The organism is Micromonospora sp. NPDC052213 (assembly GCF_040679695.1).
Classification (GTDB): domain Bacteria; phylum Actinomycetota; class Actinomycetes; order Mycobacteriales; family Micromonosporaceae; genus Micromonospora.
Genome location: NZ_JBFAVI010000053.1, coordinates 1 through 19,331, shown reverse-complemented (window position 1 = coordinate 19,331; position 19,331 = coordinate 1). Strand labels below are relative to the sequence as shown.

Here is a 19,331-nt window from a genome sequence, read left to right as displayed (position 1 = left end):
TTGACCGGCGGTAGCCCCCGCCGGAGGCAATTCGACAACCGTTGGGCGAGGGCCGGGCCGACCGTACGGTCGACCCGGCCCTCGACGGTGACGTCGGTCAGTCGTGCGCCGGCACCGGTTGGGCCCGCTGGGCCGCGCCGCGCTTCCGCAGCCACCGCTTGAACCACGCGAAGTCGGGCAGCCGCGCCAGCATCGGCCCGGTCACGACCGTGATCAGCACGTACGCCGTGGCGAGCGCCGCCAGCTTCGGGTCGACGCTGCCGGCGGCCACCGCGAGCCCCGCGATGACGATGGAGAACTCTCCCCGGGGCACCAGGGTCAGGCCGGCCCGCCAGCGACCGGGCTCGGCGATGCCGACCCGGCGAGCCGCCAGGTAACCGGTGAGCGTCTTCGTCGCCATGGTGATCACGGCCAGCGCGAGCGCGGGCAGCAGCACCGGCGGGATGTCCCGCGGGTCGGTGACCAGACCGAAGAAGACGAAGAAGACCGCCGCGAAGAGGTCCCGCAGCGGGGTGAGCAGCTCGGTCGCGTGGTGCGCCACCGGTCCGGACAGCGCGATGCCGACCAGGAACGCGCCGACCGCCGCCGACACCTGGAGCTTCGCCGCGATGCCCGCCACCAGCAGGGTCATCCCGAGTACGCCGAGCAGCAGCGCCTCCGGGTCCTTCGCCGACATGGCGGTGGAGATCAGGTTGCCGTACTTGATCGCCACCACCAGCACCAGCAGCACGGTGCCGACCGCGACACCGAGCGCGATGCCGCCGCCCAGCAGGCCGCTGCCGGCGAGCACCGCGGTCGCCAGGGGCAGGTAGAACGCCATCGCCAGGTCCTCGATCACCAGGACCGAGAGGATCACCGGGGTCTCCCGGTTACCGAGGCGGCCCAGGTCGGCGAGGACCTTGGCGATGACCCCCGAGGAGGAGACCCAGGTGATGCCGGCGAGCACCAGGGCGGCGACCCAGTCCCAGCCGAGCAGCAGCGCGAACGCCGCCCCGGGCAGCGCGTTCAGCAGCCCGTCGATCAGGCCGGCCGGGGCCGCGGCGCGCAGGTTGCCGACCAACTCGTTGGCCGAGTACTCCAGGCCCAGCATGACCAGCAGCAGGATCACGCCGATCTCGGCGCCGACCGCGAAGAACTCCTCGCTGGCGGCCAGGGGCAGCAGGCCGCCGTGCCCGAAAGCGAGCCCGGCGAGCAGGTAGAGGGGGATGGGCGAGAGGCCGATCCGGCGGCTCAGCCGGCCGAGGAGGCCGAGCAGGAAGAGCAGTGCGCCGACTTCGATGAGCAGTGTTGTCGTTTCGTGCATCCGCGCCTCAGCCGTCCGGGTCGCTGTCGGCAAGGATGGCTGTCACCCCGTCGAGGCCCTGGCGGGTCCCGACCACGACCACCACGTCACCGGCGGCGAAGCGGAAGGAGGGCTCCGGCGAGACGATCACCTCGCCGTGGCGCAGCACGGCCACGATCGAGGCGCCCGTGCGGGAACGTGCCTGCGTGTCCCCGAGCTTCCGGTTGACGTACTTCGAGCCGGCCGGAATGGCGATCTGCTCGGTGAGCAGGCCGGCGGCCTGCTCCCGCAGCCCGGACAGCTGACCGAGCATCAGCGACGCGCCGAGGATGTCGGCGAGCGCCTCCGCCTCGTCGTCCGTCAGCGGTATGTCGTGCTGACATGAGTCGGGATCGTCCGGGTCGTACAGGACGAGGTCACGGCGGCCATTGCGGTGGGAGACCACGCCGAGGCGGCGACCGGACTCCGTCAGCAGATCGTGACGGACCCCGATTCCCGGCAGGGCGGTCTGTTCAACACGTACGCGCACACGGCCAGGCTACCCCTGGTCGGCATGCGTAGATCTTGGCAACGAGCGCCGTTCCGCTGTGTGGTCGCTCAGCGCTTCTCCGCCACGGGAGCGGCCGGTCCAATCGATCACTCAGACACCACTGGGCGCGTCCGGGCCGTGAGAGTGATCCAGCTCACACGCCCAGGGTTGAGCGGAATAGGCTCAACTCTGGTTGTGTCCTTCCCAGTGGACACGCCGATCCGGGGGAGCCCATGAACACGGAACGACTCACCACCAAGAGCCGCGAGACCATCACCGGTGCCGTCGCGATGGCGAACCAGCGCGGTCACGCCACCGTTGAGCCCTGGCACCTGCTGCTGGCACTGCTGGACACCGAGGGCTCGACCGCCGCCGGCCTGCTGCGCGCCGTCGGGGCCGACCCCGCCGAGCTGCGCCGGGTCGCCCAGCGCTCGGTCGACGCCCTGCCCGCCGCGCGCGGCTCCAGCATCGCCGAGCCGACCCTGGCCCGCGAGTTCGTCAACGCCATCGGGGCCGCCGAGCAGATCGCCCGGCCGCTCGGCGACGAGTACACCTCCACCGAGCACCTGCTCGCCGGCCTGGCCCGGGTGGGTGGCGCGGTGTCGGGCGCGCTGAGGTCGGCCGGCGCCACCGAGGAGAACCTCGTCGCCGCCTTCCCGACCGTGCGCGGCGGGGACCGGCGGGTCACCACCGCCGACCCCGAGCAGACCTACCAGGCCCTGGCCAAGTACGGCGTGGACCTGACCGCCAGCGCCCGCGACGGCAAGATCGACCCGGTCATCGGCCGGGACTCGGAGATCCGCCGGGTGATCCAGGTGCTGTCCCGGCGTACCAAGAACAACCCGGTGCTGATCGGCGAGCCGGGCGTCGGCAAGACCGCGATCGTCGAGGGCCTGGCCCAGCGGATCGTCGCCGGCGACGTGCCCGAGTCGCTGCGCGACAAGAAGCTGGTCTCGCTCGACCTCGGCGCGATGGTCGCCGGCGCGCAGTACCGGGGCCAGTTCGAGGAGCGGCTGAAGTCCGTCCTGGAGGAGATCAAGAACTCCAACGGGCAGGTCATCACCTTCCTCGACGAGCTGCACACCGTCGTCGGCGCCGGCAAGGGCGAGGGCTCGATGGACGCCGGCAACATGCTCAAGCCGATGCTGGCCCGCGGCGAGCTGCGGATGGTCGGCGCGACCACCCTCGACGAGTACCGCGAGCACATCGAGAAGGACCCGGCCCTGGAGCGCCGCTTCCAGCCGGTGCTGGTCGGCGAGCCGACCATCGAGGACACCATCGGCATCCTGCGCGGCCTCAAGGAGCGCTACGAGGTGCACCACGGCGTACGCATCACCGACGCCGCCCTGGTCGCCGCCGCGTCGCTGTCGGACCGCTACATCACCGACCGGTTCCTGCCGGACAAGGCGATCGACCTGGTCGACGAGTCCGCCTCCCGGCTCCGGATGGAGATCGACTCCCGGCCGGTCGAGGTGGACGAGATCGAGCGGGCGGTGCGCCGGCTGGAGATCGAGGAGATGGCGCTGGCCAAGGAGCCCGACGCCGCCTCCGCCGAGCGGCTGGAGCGGCTGCGCAAGGAGCTGGCCGACAAGCGCGAGCAGCTCACCGCCCTCGCCGACCGCTGGAAGCTGGAGAAGGACCACATCACCAAGCTCTCCACCGCCAAGGAGGAGCTGGAGCGGCTCGGCGGCGAGGCCGAGCGGGCCGAGCGCGACGGCGAGCTGGAGCGCGCCGCCGAGCTGCGCTACGGCCGGATTCCCGCCCTCAAGGCCGGACTGAAGCAGGCCGAGGAGGAACTGGCCCGGCTCCAGGCCGACGGCGCGATGCTCAAGGAGGAGGTCGGCGCCGACGACATCGCCGCCGTCGTCGCCTCCTGGACCGGCATCCCCGCCGGCCGGTTGCTGGAGGGCGAGACCGCCAAGCTGCTGCGGATGGAGGAGTCGCTGGGCGCCCGCGTGGTCGGTCAGGCCCAGGCCGTGGGCTCGGTCTCCGACGCCGTACGCCGCGCCCGGGCCGGGGTCGCCGACCCGGACCGCCCGACCGGCAGCTTCCTCTTCCTCGGCCCGACCGGCGTCGGCAAGACCGAGCTGGCCAAGGCGCTCGCCGAGTTCCTCTTCGACGACGAGCGGGCCATGGTCCGCATCGACATGAGCGAGTACGGCGAGAAGCACTCCGTCGCCCGCCTGGTCGGCGCCCCGCCCGGCTACGTCGGCTACGAGGAGGGCGGCCAGCTCACCGAGGCGGTGCGCCGCCGGCCGTACTCGGTGATCCTGCTCGACGAGGTCGAGAAGGCCCACCCGGACGTCTTCGACGTCCTGCTCCAGGTGCTGGACGACGGCCGGCTCACCGACGGGCAGGGCCGCACGGTGGACTTCCGCAACGCCATCCTGATCCTCACCTCCAACCTCGGGTCGTCGGTGATCGGCGACCTGACGCTGGCCGAGGAGCAGCGCCGGGAGGGCGTCCTCGCGGTGGTCCGGTCGCACTTCAAGCCGGAGTTCCTCAACCGGCTGGACGACATCGTGGTCTTCGCCGCGCTGCACGGTGACGACCTGCGGGCCATCGTGGACATCCAGCTCGACCGGATGCGCAAGCGGCTGGCGGACCGCCGCCTCGGCCTGGACATCACCGACGCCGCCCGGGGGTGGCTCGCCGAGCACGGCTACGACCCGATCTACGGGGCCCGGCCGCTGCGCCGCCTGGTCCAGACGGCGATCGGCGACCAGCTCGCCAAGGCCCTCCTGGCCGGCCGGATCCGCGACGGCGACACGGTTCGCGTCGACCTGGCGGACACGAAGGACGCCCTCTCGGTCTCGACGGCCTGACCCCCGCCCGACCCGCATCGACCATGAGGATGGCGGCGAGTTCGGCAACCGCCGCCAACCTCATGACTCGACGAGTGGGGCGGGGCGCGGCGGGGAAGGAGAGGGGCATGTTCGGGATCGGGAAGAGGGACCGGGACGTCGAGGCGGCCCTCGACGAGCTGCGGCAGGCCGACACGGTGGCGTTCGGCGGGGTCGGGATCGCCGGCACGCTGCTGCCGGTGACCGAGGCGTACCGGCGGGTCGAGGCGGCGCTCGCCGACCACCCCGAGGACGTACGCGGGCACCTCGACCGGCTGCTCGCCGGGGGCACCCCGGCGGGCCGCGTCTACGCCGCCACGCTGCTGGAACGGCTCGACCCGGCGGCCGGTCGGGCGGCCTGGACGGCACTGCGGGACGACCCGGCCGAGTTCGGCACGTTCACCGGCTGCGTCATGGGCCGCGCCACCCTGGGCGGCTACGCGTCGGAGCGGCTCGCCGGAGCGTGATCCGTTCGCCGGCCGGCCCCGCCCGATCGGCCCTGCCGGCCGGCGTCGGCGATCCGTAGCTTCCGTCCCATGACGCCGCCCGCCGACGCGCCGGTACGCCCGCCCCGTCCCGCCACCGTCACCATCGCCTTCTGGTTGCAGCTCGTGGCCGTGCTCGTCCTCCTCGGGCTGGTGGCCCTGGTGGTCACCCAGGCCATCCAGTGGGACGGCCAGATCGACCGCGCGGTGCGGGCGGTTCCGGACGCCGATCCCGACGAGGTGCGCGGCGAGCGCTGGAGCAACGTCGTCGGGGCGGTGGTGCTCGGCCTGCCCGCCCTGCTGCTCGCGCTCTGGCTGGCCGCCACGGCGCTGCCGGTGCGGCGCGGCGGCAACGTCGCCCGGATCCTGGTCTTCGTGGCCGGCGGCGTCCAACTGGTCGTCTGCTGCGGCCAGAGCTTCGCCGGCATGCTCATGTTCCCCCTGCTCCTCGGCCTCGGCCTCAGCGAGCCGTACGCGGAGGGGGAGTATCCCGACGAGGGGTCGGTCGACCCGGAGGCCGACTTCTGGGCGGAGTCGAAGTTCATCGAGACCCTCTACTCGGAGTCCGACCCCTTCGATGCGGTGCTGTTCCCGCTGGCCGGCCTCGGGGTGCTGGCCGTGCTGCTGCTCACCCTCGCGGTGGTGCTGTTGCTGGCGCTGCCGCCCGCCCACCGGTGGTTCGTGCCCCGGGCCGCCTCCCCCGCCGCGCCGCCACCGCCGGCCGGCTACGCCCTGATCCCCGTCGCCTACGCCCCGCCGGCCGGGCCCGTCGCCTATACCCCGGCGGCCTGGCCCGGCGGACACGTCCCGCCGGCCTGGCCCGGTGCCTACGCCCCAGTGGCGGGGCCAGGTGCCTACGCCCCGCCGGCCGGGCCCGGCGTCCACGTCCCGCCGGCCGACCCCGGTGGTCACCAGGCCGTCCCGCCCGGTCACCTGATCTGCCCCGATCCGGCGGCACACGAGGCCCCGGCCCGGCCGGGCGACGCCGAGACGGGGACGGCGGACGACTGAGCGCCCAGCACGCCACGTAATCGGTCTCTCACTCGAACGGCAGCAGGTTTCCCCAGGTGCGCGGGGTTGTTACCGTCTCCGCCGACGTACCTGGGGAGGTGGTCGGTGGACGGGTCGGTGGCGTACCTGCTGACGGCGGCGGGCTGTCTGGTGGGGGTGGCCGGAGTGGTGGTCGCCGTGGTTGCCCTGCGCCGGGGTCGGTCCCGGCCCCAGCGCCCCAAGGACCCGGGCGATCCGCTGCGGGACCGGGACGCCGACGCGCTGCGCGGCGACCCCCGCCGCCTGAAGCCCGGCGACATCGTCGAGATCCGTGGGACGTCGTACGCCGTCCGCGGCTCGATCCGCCTGGTCGAGGGCGGCTGGAGCTGGGCCGAGCACCTGCTCGACGACGCCGCGGGCGTGCGCCGTTGGCTCTCCGTGGAGGAGGACCCGGAGCTGGAACTGGTGCTCTGGGCCGCCGAGCCGGGCGCCACCGTCACCCCGGGCGCCCCGACGATCGACTTCGCCGGCCGACGCTACAACTGGGACGAGTCCGGCCAGGCCCGCTACACCGCGACGGGCACCACCGGCCTCGACCCGACCGGCACCATGCGGTACCACGACTACCAGGCACCCGGTGGGGCCCGGCTCTCCTTCGAGGCGTACGGCGAGGCGGGCTGGGAGGTGGCGCTGGGCGAGGTGCTGCACCGCGCCGACGTGATGATCTACCCACAGGCCGAGGTGGACTGATGCTCGTCACCCTCGACGCCCCGTACGTCGACACCAGCGCCGCCGACCTCAGCCTGGCTCTCGGCGACGACGAGCTGCCCGCGCTGCACGTGCTCGACCTCGACCTGCCCGGCGGCGTCCGGCTGCGGCTGCGCCTGCTCGGCGCCTCGCACCAGGTGGTCCTGCACGCTGGAGGCGCCACGCTGACCGAGACGGTCGCCTGCCTGCCCGGCCGCCCGCCCGAGCTGCCGCACCAGGTGCAGGACGAGGCGAACGGCTACCGCTTCACCGCGACCGTGCTGCGGCCCGCCGGCACCGGGCTGAGCGACCGGGTGGCCGCCCTGCGCGCCGACCTGGCCGACGACCCGTACGCGCTGGTGGGGGTCTTCCCCGGCGACGCCGACGCGGTGACCGCGCTGTCGGTGCGTCCCGACCCGCCGGACGGCGCCCTCGGCTGGCGCACCTGGCACGCGTATCCCCAGACCAACGAGCTGGTCCTGACCGAGACGGTGGTGGCACTGCGATGACGTACCGACGCTGGTTCGTGGTGGGGGTGGCGTTCGCCGTCATCGGCGCGCTGGTCGCCGCCTTCGCCATCTTCTACGGCAACTTCTCGCCCCGCGGCTTCGTCGAGGACAGGTACACCCGGGCGGCGAGCCAGGACATCGGCCGGGACGCCGTCGCCTACACCTCGAACCGGTCGCCCAGCCAGGTGGCGAAGGAGGTCACCGACGCGTGGCGGCCGGCCGACCAGTACGTCGACGGCAGCGGCGTCTACCTGCGCTACGACGACGACTCGGTGGTGATCCTGCCGATCGCCGCCGGCTCGGTGATCCTGTTGGAACGCCTCGGCACGGCGTACCCGCGCTACCACTCCACCGTGGGCAACCACTGGGGCTGGGGCCGGGGCAGCACCGTGCGCGGCGGCGGCCCGGGCTCCGGCAAGTAGCCCATCCCCTCACCCCGACGAAACCCCTGGAGTCCCCTTGCAGACGCTGGTCACCGATCTGCTGGTCACGCTCGCCTACGGCGTGGTCGGTGTCGTCCTGATGGCCGTCGGCTACGCCCTGGTCGACGTGGCCACCCCCGGAAAGCTCCACGAGCTGATCTGGGTCGAGCGCAACCGCAACGCCGCGCTGCTGCTCGCCTCCAACCTGGCGGGCGTCGGCATCATCGTGGTGGCCGCCATCGCCGCCAGCGCCGACGACTTCGTGCTCGGCATCGTCGGCGCGGCGGCGTACGGCATCCTCGGCCTGGTCATCATGGCGGCGGCGTTCCTGCTGCTCGACGTGGCCACGCCGGGCAGGCTCGGGGAGATCCTGGTCGACCCGCAGCCGCACCCGGCGGTCTGGGTCTCCGCCGTCGTCCACCTGGCCACCGGCGCGATCATCGCCGCCGCCATCAGCTGATGGCCGGCGCGAAGACACCCGCCGCGCCGGCCGCGAAGAAGTCGTCGCCGAAAGCGGCGGTGGTCATCTGGCTGGTCAGCGGCATGATCGTCCTCGGTTGCGTGGTGGCCGGGATGGTCAACAGCGGTTCGGGAGACGACGACGTGCCGTCGCCGACCGCGCAGGAACGCGCTGACACCGTGCCGATCCTCCAACGCTCCGCCGACAGCCAGGGCCTCTGCTACGGCTGGGTGCTCCAGGACTACTTCAGCTACAGCGACCCGCTGAGCGTCGGGTCGAACCTCGGCGACGGGGTCGCGGTCGAGGAGAACCCGGCGTGCCCCCGATGGGTGCAGGTGGACGCCCGGGTCGCCTACACCTCGGAGAGCAGCGAGAGCAACGACTTCGCACGGATCGACGTGACGGGGTCCGCCGACATCTCCACCAGTCAGCTGTTCCGCATCGAGGACGGGCTGACCCGGTTCGGCCTGACCGAGGACGTCTTCATCGACGATCCGGGTTGGGCGATCACCCGGGCCGCCGTGACGCTGCCCCTGCTCGCCGTCGAGGCGGGACTGGTGGAACCGGCCGCCACCCCGGCTGCCGACGCGGCCACCCCCGCGCCGCTGTCGGACGCCGGCAACGACCTGTGGCGGGACCGCTGGGGCTACCTGCTGGCCGCGCTCGGCCTACTGCTGCTCACCGGGCTGCTGGTCGCCGTCGGCCTGTGGCAGCGCCGCCGCCAGCTCCGCGGGGAGGCCGAGAAGGGCGGGGCCGACGGGCGGACGCCCACGGCTCCCCGGCAGCAGTCCGCCAAGCGGGACCCACGACGTACGCCGGAGGGCCGGTGACCGTCGACGCGCCGGCGCCCGCGCGGTGGCGGCTGTCCCGCGCGGCGGTGCTCGTCGCGGTCTTCGTCTGCGCCGCCTGCGGCCTGGTCTACGAGCTGGCCCTGGTCGCCCTGGGCAGCTACCTGATCGGGGACACGGTCGGGCAGGCGTCGATCGTGCTGGGCGTCATGGTGTTCGCGATGGGTGTCGGCGCGCTCGCCGCCAAGCCGTTGCAGCCGCGCGCCGCCGCCGCGTTCGCCGCGATCGAGCTGGCCCTGGCCCTGCTCGGCGGTCTCTCCGTCCTCGGCCTCTACGCGGCCTTCGCGTGGCTGGACCTCTACGGCCCGGCGCTGGTCGGCACCGCGTTCGTGCTGGGCCTGCTGATCGGCGCGGAGATCCCGCTGCTGATGGTGCTGCTGCAACGCATCCGGGAGCAGTCCGCCGGCAGCGCGGTGGCGGACCTGTTCGCCGCCGACTACGTCGGTGCGCTGCTCGGCGGGCTGGCCTTCCCGTTCCTGCTGCTGCCGGTCTTCGGGCAGCTCAAGGGCGCGCTGGTGGTCGGCGCGGTGAACGCCGTGGCCGGGCTCGCGCTGGTCTGCACGGTCTTCCGGCGCGAGCTGAGCCGCCGGGCCCGCGTCGCGCTCGGCGCCGGCACCGCCGTGGTCTTCCTCAGCCTCGGGTACGCGTGGGTGACCGCGCACGACTTCGAGCTGACCGCCCGTCAGCAGCTCTACCGGGACCCGGTGGTGCACGCCGAGCGCAGCCGCTACCAGGAGATCGTGCTCACCCGCTCGGTCGCCGAGACCGGGCGGGCCGGCACCGACCTGCGGCTCTTCCTCAACGGCGACCTCCAGTTCAGCTCCGTCGACGAGTACCGCTACCACGAGGCGCTGGTGCATCCGGTGCTGAACGGTCCGCGTGGCGAGGTGCTGGTGCTCGGCGCCGGCGACGGCCTCGCCGTACGCGAGCTGCTGCGCTACCCGGACGTCCGGCGGGTCACGGTGGTGGACCTGGACCCGGCGGTGGTGGCGCTGGCCCGCAGCGAGCCGCAGCTGCGCCGGCTGAACGGCGGGGCGTTCGACGACCCCCGGGTCCGGGTGGTGCACGCCGACGCGTTCTCGTGGCTGCGTACCGCCACGGACCGGTTCGACGCGGTGGTGGCCGACCTGCCCGACCCGGACGAGACGGCCACCGCCAAGCTCTACACGGTCGAGTTCTACGCGCTGGTGCGCGCGGTGCTCGCCGAGGGCGGCCGGCTGGTCGTGCAGTCCGGCTCGCCGTACTTCGCGCCCCGGTCGTACTGGTCGATCGAGGCGTCGCTGCGCGAGGCCGGCTTCGCCACCACGCCGTACCACGTGGACGTGCCGTCCTTCGGCGACTGGGGCTTCCTGCTCGCCGCCCCCGGCGCGACCGCGCCCGCCCTGACCCTGCCGCCGGACGCGCCGGCGCTGCGCTTCCTCGACGCGGCGACGCTCTCCGCCGCCGGCGCCTTCCCCGCCGACCGCCGCCGCGTGGACGTGCCGGCCTCCACCCTGCTCCAGCCCCGGGTGCTGGAGTACGCGCGGGCGGAGTGGCGCGGCTACTGACGCGCCCCGCCGCGCCCCGTCGCGGGCGAACGTATCGATGCCGTACGGCGGGTCGGTGTCCGCCTGCCGTGCCCGACTGGCCCGATCTCGATACGGTGTGACCGCGATCTTAGGGAGGGAGAATCATGGTCGATCCCCACAACACGCCGGCCCGCACCCGGCCGGGTGTGGTGACCATTTCCACGTATCTGCTGTGGCTGTTCGCGCTCACCCAGCTCATCGGCGTCATCATCACGCTGTCCACCCTCGGCACCGTCTCCAGGGTGCTCGACGAGGCATACCGGGGCACCGAGGCCAACGGTGTGCAGAACCTGGCGGACATCACCAAGGTCATCACCATCGTCAGCGCCGCCATCCTGCTCCTGCTCGCGGTGGTGCTCGCCGTACTGGGCGTGTTCAACAACCGGGGCAGCAACGGGGCCCGGATCACCACCTGGATCATCGGCGGCATCATGGTCTGCTGCACGGGCGGCGGCCTGGCCAGCGGCCTGGCGGGCGGCGGCTTCGGCGGGACCGGCCAGACGACCGGCAACGGGCCGAGCCCCGAGGAGATCCAGCGCCGCCTGGAGGAGGCGCTGCCCGGCTGGGTCAACCCGGTCTCCACGCTGGTCGGCGTGATCGGGCTGCTCTCGCTGCTCGCCGCGCTGATCCTGCTGGCGCTGCCGAAGGCCAACGAGTTCTTCCGCAAGCCGAAGCAGGCGTGGGAGCCGCCGGTCCCGGGCGCGGCCTACCCGGGCCACCCGCAGACGTCCGGCGAGCCCGGCTACCCGCAGACGCCGGGGTATCCGCAGGCACCCGGCCAGCCGTCGGCGCCGGGCCAGCCCGGCTACCCGGCTCCGGGCGGCCAGCCGCCGTCCGCTCCGTACGGCGGGCAGCCGGGTCAGCCGGGGGCGACCCCGGGTGGCGAGCAGCCCGGCTCGGACCGCCCCGGTCCGACGCCGCCGCCGATGAGTTGACCGGTCGATAACGGCGACGCCGACGGTCCCTCCGAGTAGGTTGCATCCCGACGCCTACCGGAGGGACTCGTCGTGTCGTACCCCGATCGGGCACCGGCCCGTCGCCCGGCCGTGGTCACGCTGGCCGTGGCGGCGCTGGTGCTGATGGCGGTCGCCGCCCTGGCGTACGCCGTCGCCGGCGCGGCGACCCTCGGGGGCACCGTGGACCGGTTCCGCGACGCGGCCGGGGGCACCTCGGCGGGCCCCGGGCAGGTCGACCGCATCGTCACCCTGCTGCGCGTGTCCACCGTGCTCACCGTGGTGGTGAGCCTGCTGGCGGGGCTGCTCCTCGCCGGCCTGGCCCTCGGCCTGCGGGCCGGCCGCTCCGGCGCGCGCACCGCGACCTGGGTGGTGTCCGGCCTGGGCCTGATCCTTGGCTGCTGCGCGCTGGCGGTGCTGGTCGGCCAGCGCGCCGCCCCGCTGCGACTCGGCGAGGACGACCGGGCGACGGGGGAGTTGCTGGGCCTCGTCGACGACGCCCACCCGTCCTGGTGGATTCCGTTGGGCGCAGGGCTTTCCGTCGGCCAGGTGCTCGGTTACCTTGTGGTAGCAACGCTGCTGGCCCTGCCGGCGGCGAATGCCTGGTTCCGCCGCCGACCAGCACCGCCCGCCCCGCAGCAGCCCCCGACGCAGCCCGCACCGCCCGCCGACCCGCAGCAGTCCGCACCGCCGCCCGCCCAGCACCCGTGGCACCAGCCGCCCGCGCCTTCGTACCCGCCGAGTGAGGATCGCCCGTGACGCTCGACCAGCCGACCACCGGGCGGCGGGCCCTGATCACCGGCGGGACCGCCGGCATCGGCGCCGCCTTCGCCCGCCGGCTGGCGTCGGACGGCTGGCACCTGGTGCTCGTGGCGCGGGACGCCGCCCGGCTGGCCGACGCGGCGGCCGAGCTGACCGCGCGGCACGGCCGGGAGGTCGAGACGATCCCGGCCGACCTGTCCACCGACGACGGTTGCGCGGCCGTGGAGCGGCGGCTGGCGGAGGGGTCGCCGGTCGAGTTGCTGGTCAACAACGCCGGCATCAGCCTCAACACCCCGTTCCTGCGGTCGTCCGCCGAGGACGAGGCGCGGCTGCTGCGGCTCAACGTGCACGCGGTGATGCGGCTGACCCTCGCGGCCCTGCGTCCGATGACCGAGCGGCGTCACGGGGCAGTGATAAATGTCTCTTCCGTGGCGGGTTTCGGGGCGGTCATGCCGGGCTCGACCTACTCGGCCAGCAAGGCGTGGGTCACCAACTTCAGTGAGTCCGTCGGCCAGTCCGCGCGGCCGTTCGGCGTCCGCGTGATGGCGCTCTGCCCCGGCTACACGCGGACGGAGTTCCACGAGCGGGCCGGCATCAACATGTCGAAGACCCCGGAGTGGATGTGGCTGCGGGCCGACGACGTGGTCGACGAGGCGCTGCGTGACCTGCGCAAAGGCAAGCTGGTCAGCGTCCCCGCGTGGAAGTACAAGCTGGCCGTCGCCGGTTTGCGGCACGCGCCCCGGCGGCTGCTGGAGGCGGTGGCCCGCGACACCCGGGGCCGCATCGGTCGCGACGGCGGCTGACCGCCGCGGCGGCACCACGCCGCGCCGCCGGCCGGCGTCGATCGCCCGTCCCACCGGCTGAACGGTCGCTCAGCGTAGCCGGCCATCGCCATCCATCGGTTGCTCCCACGGCTGATCCGGGTGGACCCGGCACGCGGCTCCCAGACTTGCGCAGTACCCTCTACCCCCATGGGGGACCACGACGACCTGCGTAAATTCATTACCGACCTGGCGGTGGTCCACGGCCGGGTGGTGCTCTCCTCCGGCCGCGAGGCGGACTGGTACGTCGATCTGCGTCGCGTCACGCTCCATCACCAGGCCGCCCCGTTGGTGGGCCGGGTGATGCGCGAGCTGACCGCCGACTGGGACTACGACGCGGTGGGTGGCCTGACCCTGGGCGCCGATCCGGTGGCGATGTCCATGCTGCACGCCGCGTCCGCGACTGATCATCCGCTGGACGCGTTCGTGGTCCGCAAGGCGGGCAAGGCGCACGGGCTCCAGCGCCGGATCGAGGGACCGGACGTGGCCGGCCGGCGGGTGCTGGCGGTGGAGGACACGTCCACCACCGGGGGGAGTGTGTTGACCGCGGTCGAGGCCCTTCGTGAGGTCGGGGCCGAGATCGTGGGTGTGGCGGTTATTGTTGATCGAGGCGCCGGCGACGCGGTGAGAGCTGCCGGACTGCCTTATCGGGCGGCCTATACGTTGGCTGACCTCGGCCTTGTGGCGTAAAAGTCTGCCGATTCGGATCTGCCGATATGCAGGCGGATCGATGCTGCTGGTGGAAGGATGGAATACGTGGGAACTGCGTTGGCTGAAATGACCATGCCTCAGATCTCGCCGCTTGCCGGCGAGCCGATCGAACGTGCCGATGCCGAGCGTCTCGCCGGGGTCCTCAAGGCCCTCGCCGACCCCGCTCGACTGCGGCTGCTCAGCCTGATCCAGTCGGCGCCCGAGGGCGAGGCGTGCGTGTGCGACCTGACCGCGCCGCTCGGCCTCTCGCAGCCGACGGTCAGTCACCACCTGCGCATCCTCACCGAGGCCGGCTTGCTGGAGCGGGAGAAGCGCGGTGTCTGGGCCTACTACCGGCTGGTGCCGACCGCGATCGCCACGATCGCGGATCTGCTGACCCCGCCGCGCAAGCGCGCCACCAAGAAGGCTCGCTGACCTGTAGCGATCGTCCGGTGCCATCCCCCAGCGGGGACGGCACCGGACGGCCGGGCGGTCAGTGCTTGCCGTAGTGCTCCCGGGTCTCCCGGATCGCCTCCTCGGCGGCGGCCCGCTCCTGCGGGGTGGTGCCACGCCTGGCGGCCATCCGCGCCCGCAGCAGCTCGACGGCGATCGGGACGACCGAGAGCGCCACGATGGCGATCAGGATCATCTCGATGTTCGCCTTGACGAACGGGATCTGCCCCAGGAAGTAGCCGAGCACGGTCACGCCGGTGCCCCAGAGGATGCCGCCGATCACGTTGTAGATGACGAAGGTGCGGTAGTTCATCCGGCTGACCCCGGCCACGATCGGCGTGAACGTCCGCACGATCGGCACGAAGCGGGCCAGCACGATGGAGCGCGCGCCGTACTTCTCGAAGAAGTCGTGCGCCTTCAGCACGTTCTCCTGCTTGAACAGCTTCGAGTTCGGCCGGCGGAACAGGGCCGGGCCGACCTTGCGGCCGAACGCGTACCCGACCTGGTCGCCGGCGATCGCCGCGAGGGTGATCAGCAGGCAGACCAGCCACAGCGGGTAGGTGATGTACTTCCCGTCGGCGGTGAGCAGACCCGCCGTGAACAGCAGCGAGTCGCCCGGCAGGAAGAACCCGATCAGCAGGCCGGACTCGGCGAAGACGATGACCAGGATGCCGATCAGCCCGAACGTCGAGATCAACACCTCTGGATCGAGCCAGCTCGGCCCCAGGGCCAGGGTGGTGGTGGGCGTCGGCACGAGGTGACCTCCGATGTATGCCGGTCGGGGACGGAACGTCCGTAGTCTAGGTGGCTCCCCGGCGTGCCGGTGCTCGACGTCACACCCGCGTCCGCCCGCCCGCCGTCCCGACCGGGGCCGGGACGGCGGGGACCGCGCCTACAGCCGGGGGTCGACCGGCTCGGACTCGCAGGCCAGGATCGCGAAGACCAGCTCGTGCCGACGCCACAGCGGCGCACCGGCGACCAGCGCGTCCAGCGCCGCCAGCCCCAGCCCGTGCTCGCGCAGCGCCAGCCCCCGCTTGCGCCCCAGCGACCGGCGGCGCAGCGCGGCGAGCTGCTCCGGCTCGTCGTACCCGGGTCCGTAGATGATCCGCAGGTACTCCCGGCCCCGGCACTTGATCCCCGGCTGGAGCAGCGAGCCCCGCTCGGAGCGGGCGGCCGGTCCGGCGTACGGCTTGACCACCATGCCCTCGCCGCCGGCGGCGGTCAGCTCCAGCCACCAGTCCGTGGCCGTCGCCTCGGCGGCGGGATCGGCCAGGTCGACCACCTGTCGACGGGTCGGGGTGAAGAACTCCGGGTCGGCCGCGCAGAGCCGGTCGGCCAGCCCGAGGTGCCAGCCGTGGTCCCGGTCGGCGTAGCTGGCCTTGGCGCCGGCGAGCACCGCGAACGGGGCCAGGGTCACCCCGCGCAGCCCGTCGGTCGGCCCCACGTACGCCCGGTAGGCGTCCGAGTAGGCCACGATCTCGTCGCGTCGGCGGGCCATCCGGTCGCGCAGGTCGCCCACGGGCAGGCCCCGACCGGCGGCGGCCTCCAGCACGGCCAGCGCCGCGGGCAGCGCGGCCCGGCCGGCGGCGCCGACCCCGGCGTACTGCTCGCGGATCAGCCCGCCCGCCTTCGCCGACCAGGGCAGCAGCTCGCAGTCGAGCAGCAGCCAGTCGGTCTCCAGCTCGGCCCAGAGACCCGCCCCAGCGACCGCACCGCGCACCCGGTCGAGCAGCCCGGTGTCGAGCGGCTCGCCGAAGAACGGCCGGCCGGTGCGCGTGTGCACCACCCCGCCGCCCGGGCCGAACGGCCCGCCGTCGGGCTCCCGGCAGACCAGTACCACCGCCCGCGAGCCCATGTGCTTCTCCTCGCAGACCACCCGGTCCACGCCCGCCGCGCGGTAGTCGGCGAACGCCTGCGCCGGGTGCTCCAGGAAGCCGCCCACCGTCGCCGTCGAGCAGGGCGCCATCGTCGGCGGCAGCCAGGCCAGCCAACGCGGGTCGACCGCGAACCGGCTCATCACCTCCAGCGCCGCCGCGGCGTTCTCCGCCGGCACCGTCAGCGACCCGTACGCGTGCTCGACGTGCCGCCGGCCGGCCACGTCGGACAGCTCCAGCACCTGGTCGGGGCGGGCCGGGGCGGCGGTCAGCGGGCGGGCCGGGGCGTACCACTCCCGCTCCGCCGGCACCGAGAGCAGCTCCTTCTCGGGGTAGCGCAGCGCGGTGAGCCGGCCGCCGAAGACGCAGCCGGTGTCGATGCAGATGGTGTTGTTCACCCACTCCGGCTCCGGGGTGGGCGTGTGCCCGTAGACCACCATCGCCGAGCCCCGGTACTCCCGCGCCCACGGGTAGCGCACCGGCAGCCCGTACTCGTCGGTCTCGCCGGTGGTCTCGCCGAACAGCGCGAAGGCCCGCACCCGGCCCGACGCGCGGCCCTGGTACGCCTCCTTCAGCCCGGCGTGCGCGACCACCAGCCGGCCGCCGTCCAGCACGTAGTGGCTGACCAGGCCGTCGACGAAGGCCGCCACCTCGGCCACGAAGCTGTCCGGCTCCGCCGCCAGCTGGGCCATCGTCTCGGCCAGGCCGTGGGTGAGCCGCACGTCCCGGCCGCGCAGCCGGCGCAGCAGCTTCTGCTCGTGGTTGCCGGGCACGCAGATCGCGTGCCCGGCAACGACCATGCCCATGACCAGGCGGAGCACGCCGGGCGAGTCCGGGCCGCGGTCCACCAGGTCACCCACGAAGACGGCGGTACGCCCCGCCGGGTGCGTCGCGTCGACCGGCCGGCCGTGCTCGTCGCGGCGCAGCTCCCAGCCGAGCCGGGTCAGCAGCGCCTCCAGCTCGGCGCGGCAGCCGTGCACGTCACCGACGATGTCGAACGGCCCGGTCAGCTCCCGCCGGTCGTTGAACAGCTTCTCGTAGCGGATCTCGGCGGCGTCGATCTCGTCCACGCCACGCAGCACGTGCACCTTCCGGAAACCCTCGCGGGCCAGCTGCCCGTACGACCGGCGCAGGTCGCGCTGCATCCGGGCGAGCACCTGCCGGCCGAAGGTGCGGTCGGCGCGGCCCTCGGTGCGCTCCCAGGCCAGTGCCTCGGGCACGTCCAGCACGACGGCCACCGGCAGCACGTCGTGCTCGCGGGCCACCCGCACCAGGGCGGCCCGGGCGTGCGGCTGGAGGTTGGTCGCGTCGACCACGGTGAGCCGGCCCCGCCGCAGCCGCGTGGCGGCGACGTGGTGCAGCGCGTCGAACGCGTCGGCGGAGGCCGACTGGTCGTTCTCGTCGTCGGCGACCATCGCCCGGAACGCGTCGGAGGAGAGCACCTGGCTGGGCGCGAAGTGCCGGCGGGCGAAGGTGGACTTGCCGGAGCCGGAGACGCCGACCAGCGCGACCAGGGCCAGCTCGGGGATGTCGAGGGTGGTCATCGGCTGTTCTCCTGGCGGGTGAGCACGGCGAGCTGGGTGGGGGCGCCGACCTCGGGATCGTCGTCGCCGATCCCGCCGATCGCGGCCGAGTAGCCGTAGGTCGCGGCCACCCGGTCGACCCACGCCGCGAACTCCGCGCGGGTCCACTCGAACCGGTGGTCGGCGTGCCGGAACCGCCCGGCGGGCAGGCCCTCGTAGCGGACGTTGTACTCGACGTTGGGCGTGGTCACCACGACGGTGGCGGGGCGGGCGTGACCGAGGACGGCGTCCTCCAGCGCCGGCAGCCGGGGCGGGTCGACGTGCTCGATCACCTCCATCAGCACCGCCGCGTCGTAGCCGCGCAGCCGGTCGTCCCGGTAGGTCAGCGCGGACTGCCAGAGCCGGACCCGGTCCCGCTGCCGCTCGGGCAGGCGGTCCAGCCGCAGCCGCCGGGCGGCCAGGGCCAGCGCGTGCGGGGACACGTCGGTGCCGACGATCTCGGTGAACCGACGGTCGCCGACCAGCGTGGCGAGCAGGGCGCCCCCGCCGCAGCCCAGGTCCAGCACCCGGCTCGCGCCGGACTCGACCAGTGCCGCGAGGACGGCCTCCCGCCGCCGCGCCGCCAACGTCGGCTGGCGGAGGGTGGGCTCGTCCACCGTGTCGGGCTCGGCGGCGGCCGGCTCGTCGGTCAACCGCTGCTCGGCGAGGCGGGCGAGGGCCAGCCCGGCCAGCGCGCGCCGGTGCGCCAGGTAGCGGCGGGTGATCATGCCCCGCTCCGGGTGGTCGGCCAGCCAGCCCTCGCCGGCCCGGAGCAGCTTGTCCACCTCGTCGGGCGCCACCCAGTAGTGCTTGGCGTCGTCCAGGACCGGCAGCAGGACGTAGAGGTGGTTGAGCGCGTCGGCGACGCGCAGCGTCCCGGTCAGGGTCAGGTCGACGTACCGGCTGTCGCCCCACTCCGGGTGCCGCTCGTCGAGCGGGATCGGGGTCGCGGTCACCGCCCAGCCGAGCGGGCCGAACATCCGGGCCGCCACGTCCGCGCCGCCCCGGCAGCGCAGCACCGGCACCCGCACCTCCAGCGGGATCGGCGTACGGGCCAGATCGGGGCGCTCCCGGGACTCGCCGCGCAGCGCGGAGCGGTACACCTTGGACAGCGCCGAGGAGAGCAGGCTGGACGCGGCGTACGGCCGGTCGTTGACGTACCGCCCGAGGGTGAAGGCCTCCGGGGGCGCCGCCTGCTGCCGGCCGCGGCCCTTGCCCCGCGCGCCGGCCAGCCGCAGCGGGTCCACGTCCAGCAGCAGGGCGGCGGTGCAGCGCTGCTCGCCCGCCTCCGGATAGAACACGTGCGCGGTGCCGACCGGCACGTCGAAGGAGTGTGCGCGGTCGGGGTGCTTGACCAGCAGGTGACCGAGGTCGGTCGCCGGGCGGTGGGTGGTGGTCAGGGTGAGCAGCACGCGCCCATGGTGTCAGTGTCTTCGATCTTGCGTCGTCCCGTTTTGCTCTTGTCCCGGGGTGGTTTCCGGGGGAGCCCCACCCGCTCCGGGCGGTCAGGCTTGATCCCTGCGCGGGTGGGGC

General features: G+C 73.6%; 19 protein-coding genes. 14 read left to right on the top strand and 5 right to left on the bottom strand.

Going from position 1 to position 19,331, the window contains the following annotated elements:
- Window positions 1-97: 97 nt before the first annotated feature.
- On the bottom strand, window positions 98-1,303 hold the full coding sequence (locus AB0L34_RS15615; RefSeq protein ID WP_350702231.1) for a cation:proton antiporter: 1,206 nt from the start codon (window positions 1,301-1,303) through the stop codon (window positions 98-100).
- Window positions 1,304-1,310: 7 nt separating this feature from the next.
- Window positions 1,311-1,811 carry a TrkA C-terminal domain-containing protein gene (locus AB0L34_RS15610; protein ID WP_350702229.1) on the bottom strand — a complete coding sequence of 167 codons (501 nt, stop codon included), beginning with the start codon at window positions 1,809-1,811 and terminating at the stop codon, window positions 1,311-1,313.
- A 233-nt stretch (window positions 1,812-2,044) separates the two neighbouring features.
- On the opposite strand from AB0L34_RS15610, the gene clpB reads away from it, so the two are divergent.
- The 14 genes from clpB (at window position 2,045) to AB0L34_RS15540 (ending at window position 14,344) form a co-directional block, all read left to right on the top strand.
- Complete coding sequence (gene clpB, locus AB0L34_RS15605) at window positions 2,045-4,636, top strand: ATP-dependent chaperone ClpB (protein WP_363705173.1); 2,592 nt, start codon at window positions 2,045-2,047, stop codon at window positions 4,634-4,636.
- A 107-nt stretch (window positions 4,637-4,743) separates the two neighbouring features.
- Window positions 4,744-5,121 (top strand): hypothetical protein, encoded by a 378-nt coding sequence (locus tag AB0L34_RS15600; RefSeq protein WP_363705172.1) that lies wholly within the window; start codon window positions 4,744-4,746, stop codon window positions 5,119-5,121.
- Between the two features lie 69 nt (window positions 5,122-5,190).
- Window positions 5,191-6,150: a hypothetical protein gene (locus AB0L34_RS15595; RefSeq protein WP_363705171.1), complete on the top strand. Its 960-nt coding sequence runs from the start codon at window positions 5,191-5,193 to the stop codon at window positions 6,148-6,150.
- Between the two features lie 105 nt (window positions 6,151-6,255).
- Window positions 6,256-6,879, top strand: a complete 624-nt coding sequence (locus AB0L34_RS15590) for a DUF4178 domain-containing protein (protein WP_363705170.1) — start codon at window positions 6,256-6,258, stop codon at window positions 6,877-6,879.
- Window positions 6,879-7,385: a DUF2617 family protein gene (locus AB0L34_RS15585; RefSeq protein WP_363705169.1), complete on the top strand. Its 507-nt coding sequence runs from the start codon at window positions 6,879-6,881 to the stop codon at window positions 7,383-7,385. The genes AB0L34_RS15590 and AB0L34_RS15585 overlap by 1 nt, the downstream gene beginning before the upstream one ends.
- On the top strand, window positions 7,382-7,807 hold the full coding sequence (locus AB0L34_RS15580; RefSeq protein WP_350702217.1) for a DUF4247 domain-containing protein: 426 nt from the start codon (window positions 7,382-7,384) through the stop codon (window positions 7,805-7,807). Before AB0L34_RS15585 ends, AB0L34_RS15580 begins: the two co-directional genes overlap by 4 nt.
- A gap of 37 nt (window positions 7,808-7,844) precedes the next feature.
- A complete protein-coding gene (locus tag AB0L34_RS15575; protein WP_350685610.1) occupies window positions 7,845-8,267 on the top strand; it encodes a DUF350 domain-containing protein in 423 nt (140 codons plus the stop codon).
- Complete coding sequence (locus AB0L34_RS15570; protein WP_363705168.1) at window positions 8,267-9,097, top strand: hypothetical protein; 831 nt, start codon at window positions 8,267-8,269, stop codon at window positions 9,095-9,097. Before AB0L34_RS15575 ends, AB0L34_RS15570 begins: the two co-directional genes overlap by 1 nt.
- Window positions 9,094-10,662: a polyamine aminopropyltransferase gene (locus tag AB0L34_RS15565; RefSeq protein ID WP_357449853.1), complete on the top strand. Its 1,569-nt coding sequence runs from the start codon at window positions 9,094-9,096 to the stop codon at window positions 10,660-10,662. The genes AB0L34_RS15570 and AB0L34_RS15565 overlap by 4 nt, the downstream gene beginning before the upstream one ends.
- Window positions 10,663-10,787: 125 nt before the next feature.
- Window positions 10,788-11,618: a hypothetical protein gene (locus AB0L34_RS15560; protein ID WP_363705167.1), complete on the top strand. Its 831-nt coding sequence runs from the start codon at window positions 10,788-10,790 to the stop codon at window positions 11,616-11,618.
- A 72-nt stretch (window positions 11,619-11,690) separates the two neighbouring features.
- Entirely contained in the window at window positions 11,691-12,395 is a 705-nt protein-coding gene (locus AB0L34_RS15555; protein WP_357449846.1) for a hypothetical protein, read from the top strand.
- Window positions 12,392-13,201 (top strand): SDR family oxidoreductase, encoded by an 810-nt coding sequence (locus AB0L34_RS15550; protein ID WP_357449844.1) that lies wholly within the window; start codon window positions 12,392-12,394, stop codon window positions 13,199-13,201. The genes AB0L34_RS15555 and AB0L34_RS15550 overlap by 4 nt, the downstream gene beginning before the upstream one ends.
- 168 nt (window positions 13,202-13,369) lie before the next feature.
- Window positions 13,370-13,909, top strand: a complete 540-nt coding sequence (locus AB0L34_RS15545; protein ID WP_350685601.1) for an orotate phosphoribosyltransferase — start codon at window positions 13,370-13,372, stop codon at window positions 13,907-13,909.
- Between the two features lie 57 nt (window positions 13,910-13,966).
- A complete protein-coding gene (locus AB0L34_RS15540) occupies window positions 13,967-14,344 on the top strand; it encodes a metalloregulator ArsR/SmtB family transcription factor (protein WP_007073957.1) in 378 nt (125 codons plus the stop codon).
- Between the two features lie 58 nt (window positions 14,345-14,402).
- On the opposite strand, the gene AB0L34_RS15535 is transcribed toward AB0L34_RS15540, so the two are convergent.
- From AB0L34_RS15535 to AB0L34_RS15525, 3 genes are all read right to left on the bottom strand, one after another.
- On the bottom strand, window positions 14,403-15,116 hold the full coding sequence (locus tag AB0L34_RS15535; RefSeq protein WP_363705166.1) for a VTT domain-containing protein: 714 nt from the start codon (window positions 15,114-15,116) through the stop codon (window positions 14,403-14,405).
- A 138-nt stretch (window positions 15,117-15,254) separates the two neighbouring features.
- Complete coding sequence (locus AB0L34_RS15530; protein WP_363705165.1) at window positions 15,255-17,780, bottom strand: polynucleotide kinase-phosphatase; 2,526 nt, start codon at window positions 17,778-17,780, stop codon at window positions 15,255-15,257.
- On the bottom strand, window positions 17,777-19,210 hold the full coding sequence (locus AB0L34_RS15525) for a 3' terminal RNA ribose 2'-O-methyltransferase Hen1 (protein WP_363705164.1): 1,434 nt from the start codon (window positions 19,208-19,210) through the stop codon (window positions 17,777-17,779). The genes AB0L34_RS15530 and AB0L34_RS15525 overlap by 4 nt, the downstream gene beginning before the upstream one ends.
- Window positions 19,211-19,331: the final 121 nt, after the last annotated feature.

What these genes read in the sequence shown, in the direction of transcription:
- AB0L34_RS15615 (WP_350702231.1), bottom strand. Translation starts at nt 1,303, where the DNA reads ATGCACGAAACGACAACACTGCTCATCGAAGTCGGCGCACTGCTCTTC.
- clpB (WP_363705173.1), top strand. Translation starts at nt 2,045, where the DNA reads ATGAACACGGAACGACTCACCACCAAGAGCCGCGAGACCATCACCGGT.
- AB0L34_RS15600 (WP_363705172.1), top strand. Translation starts at nt 4,744, where the DNA reads ATGTTCGGGATCGGGAAGAGGGACCGGGACGTCGAGGCGGCCCTCGAC.
- AB0L34_RS15595 (WP_363705171.1), top strand. Translation starts at nt 5,191, where the DNA reads ATGACGCCGCCCGCCGACGCGCCGGTACGCCCGCCCCGTCCCGCCACC.
- AB0L34_RS15585 (WP_363705169.1), top strand. Translation starts at nt 6,879, where the DNA reads ATGCTCGTCACCCTCGACGCCCCGTACGTCGACACCAGCGCCGCCGAC.
- AB0L34_RS15580 (WP_350702217.1), top strand. Translation starts at nt 7,382, where the DNA reads ATGACGTACCGACGCTGGTTCGTGGTGGGGGTGGCGTTCGCCGTCATC.
- AB0L34_RS15570 (WP_363705168.1), top strand. Translation starts at nt 8,267, where the DNA reads ATGGCCGGCGCGAAGACACCCGCCGCGCCGGCCGCGAAGAAGTCGTCG.
- AB0L34_RS15560 (WP_363705167.1), top strand. Translation starts at nt 10,788, where the DNA reads ATGGTCGATCCCCACAACACGCCGGCCCGCACCCGGCCGGGTGTGGTG.
- AB0L34_RS15545 (WP_350685601.1), top strand. Translation starts at nt 13,370, where the DNA reads ATGGGGGACCACGACGACCTGCGTAAATTCATTACCGACCTGGCGGTG.
- AB0L34_RS15540 (WP_007073957.1), top strand. Translation starts at nt 13,967, where the DNA reads ATGGAATACGTGGGAACTGCGTTGGCTGAAATGACCATGCCTCAGATC.
- AB0L34_RS15530 (WP_363705165.1), bottom strand. Translation starts at nt 17,780, where the DNA reads ATGACCACCCTCGACATCCCCGAGCTGGCCCTGGTCGCGCTGGTCGGC.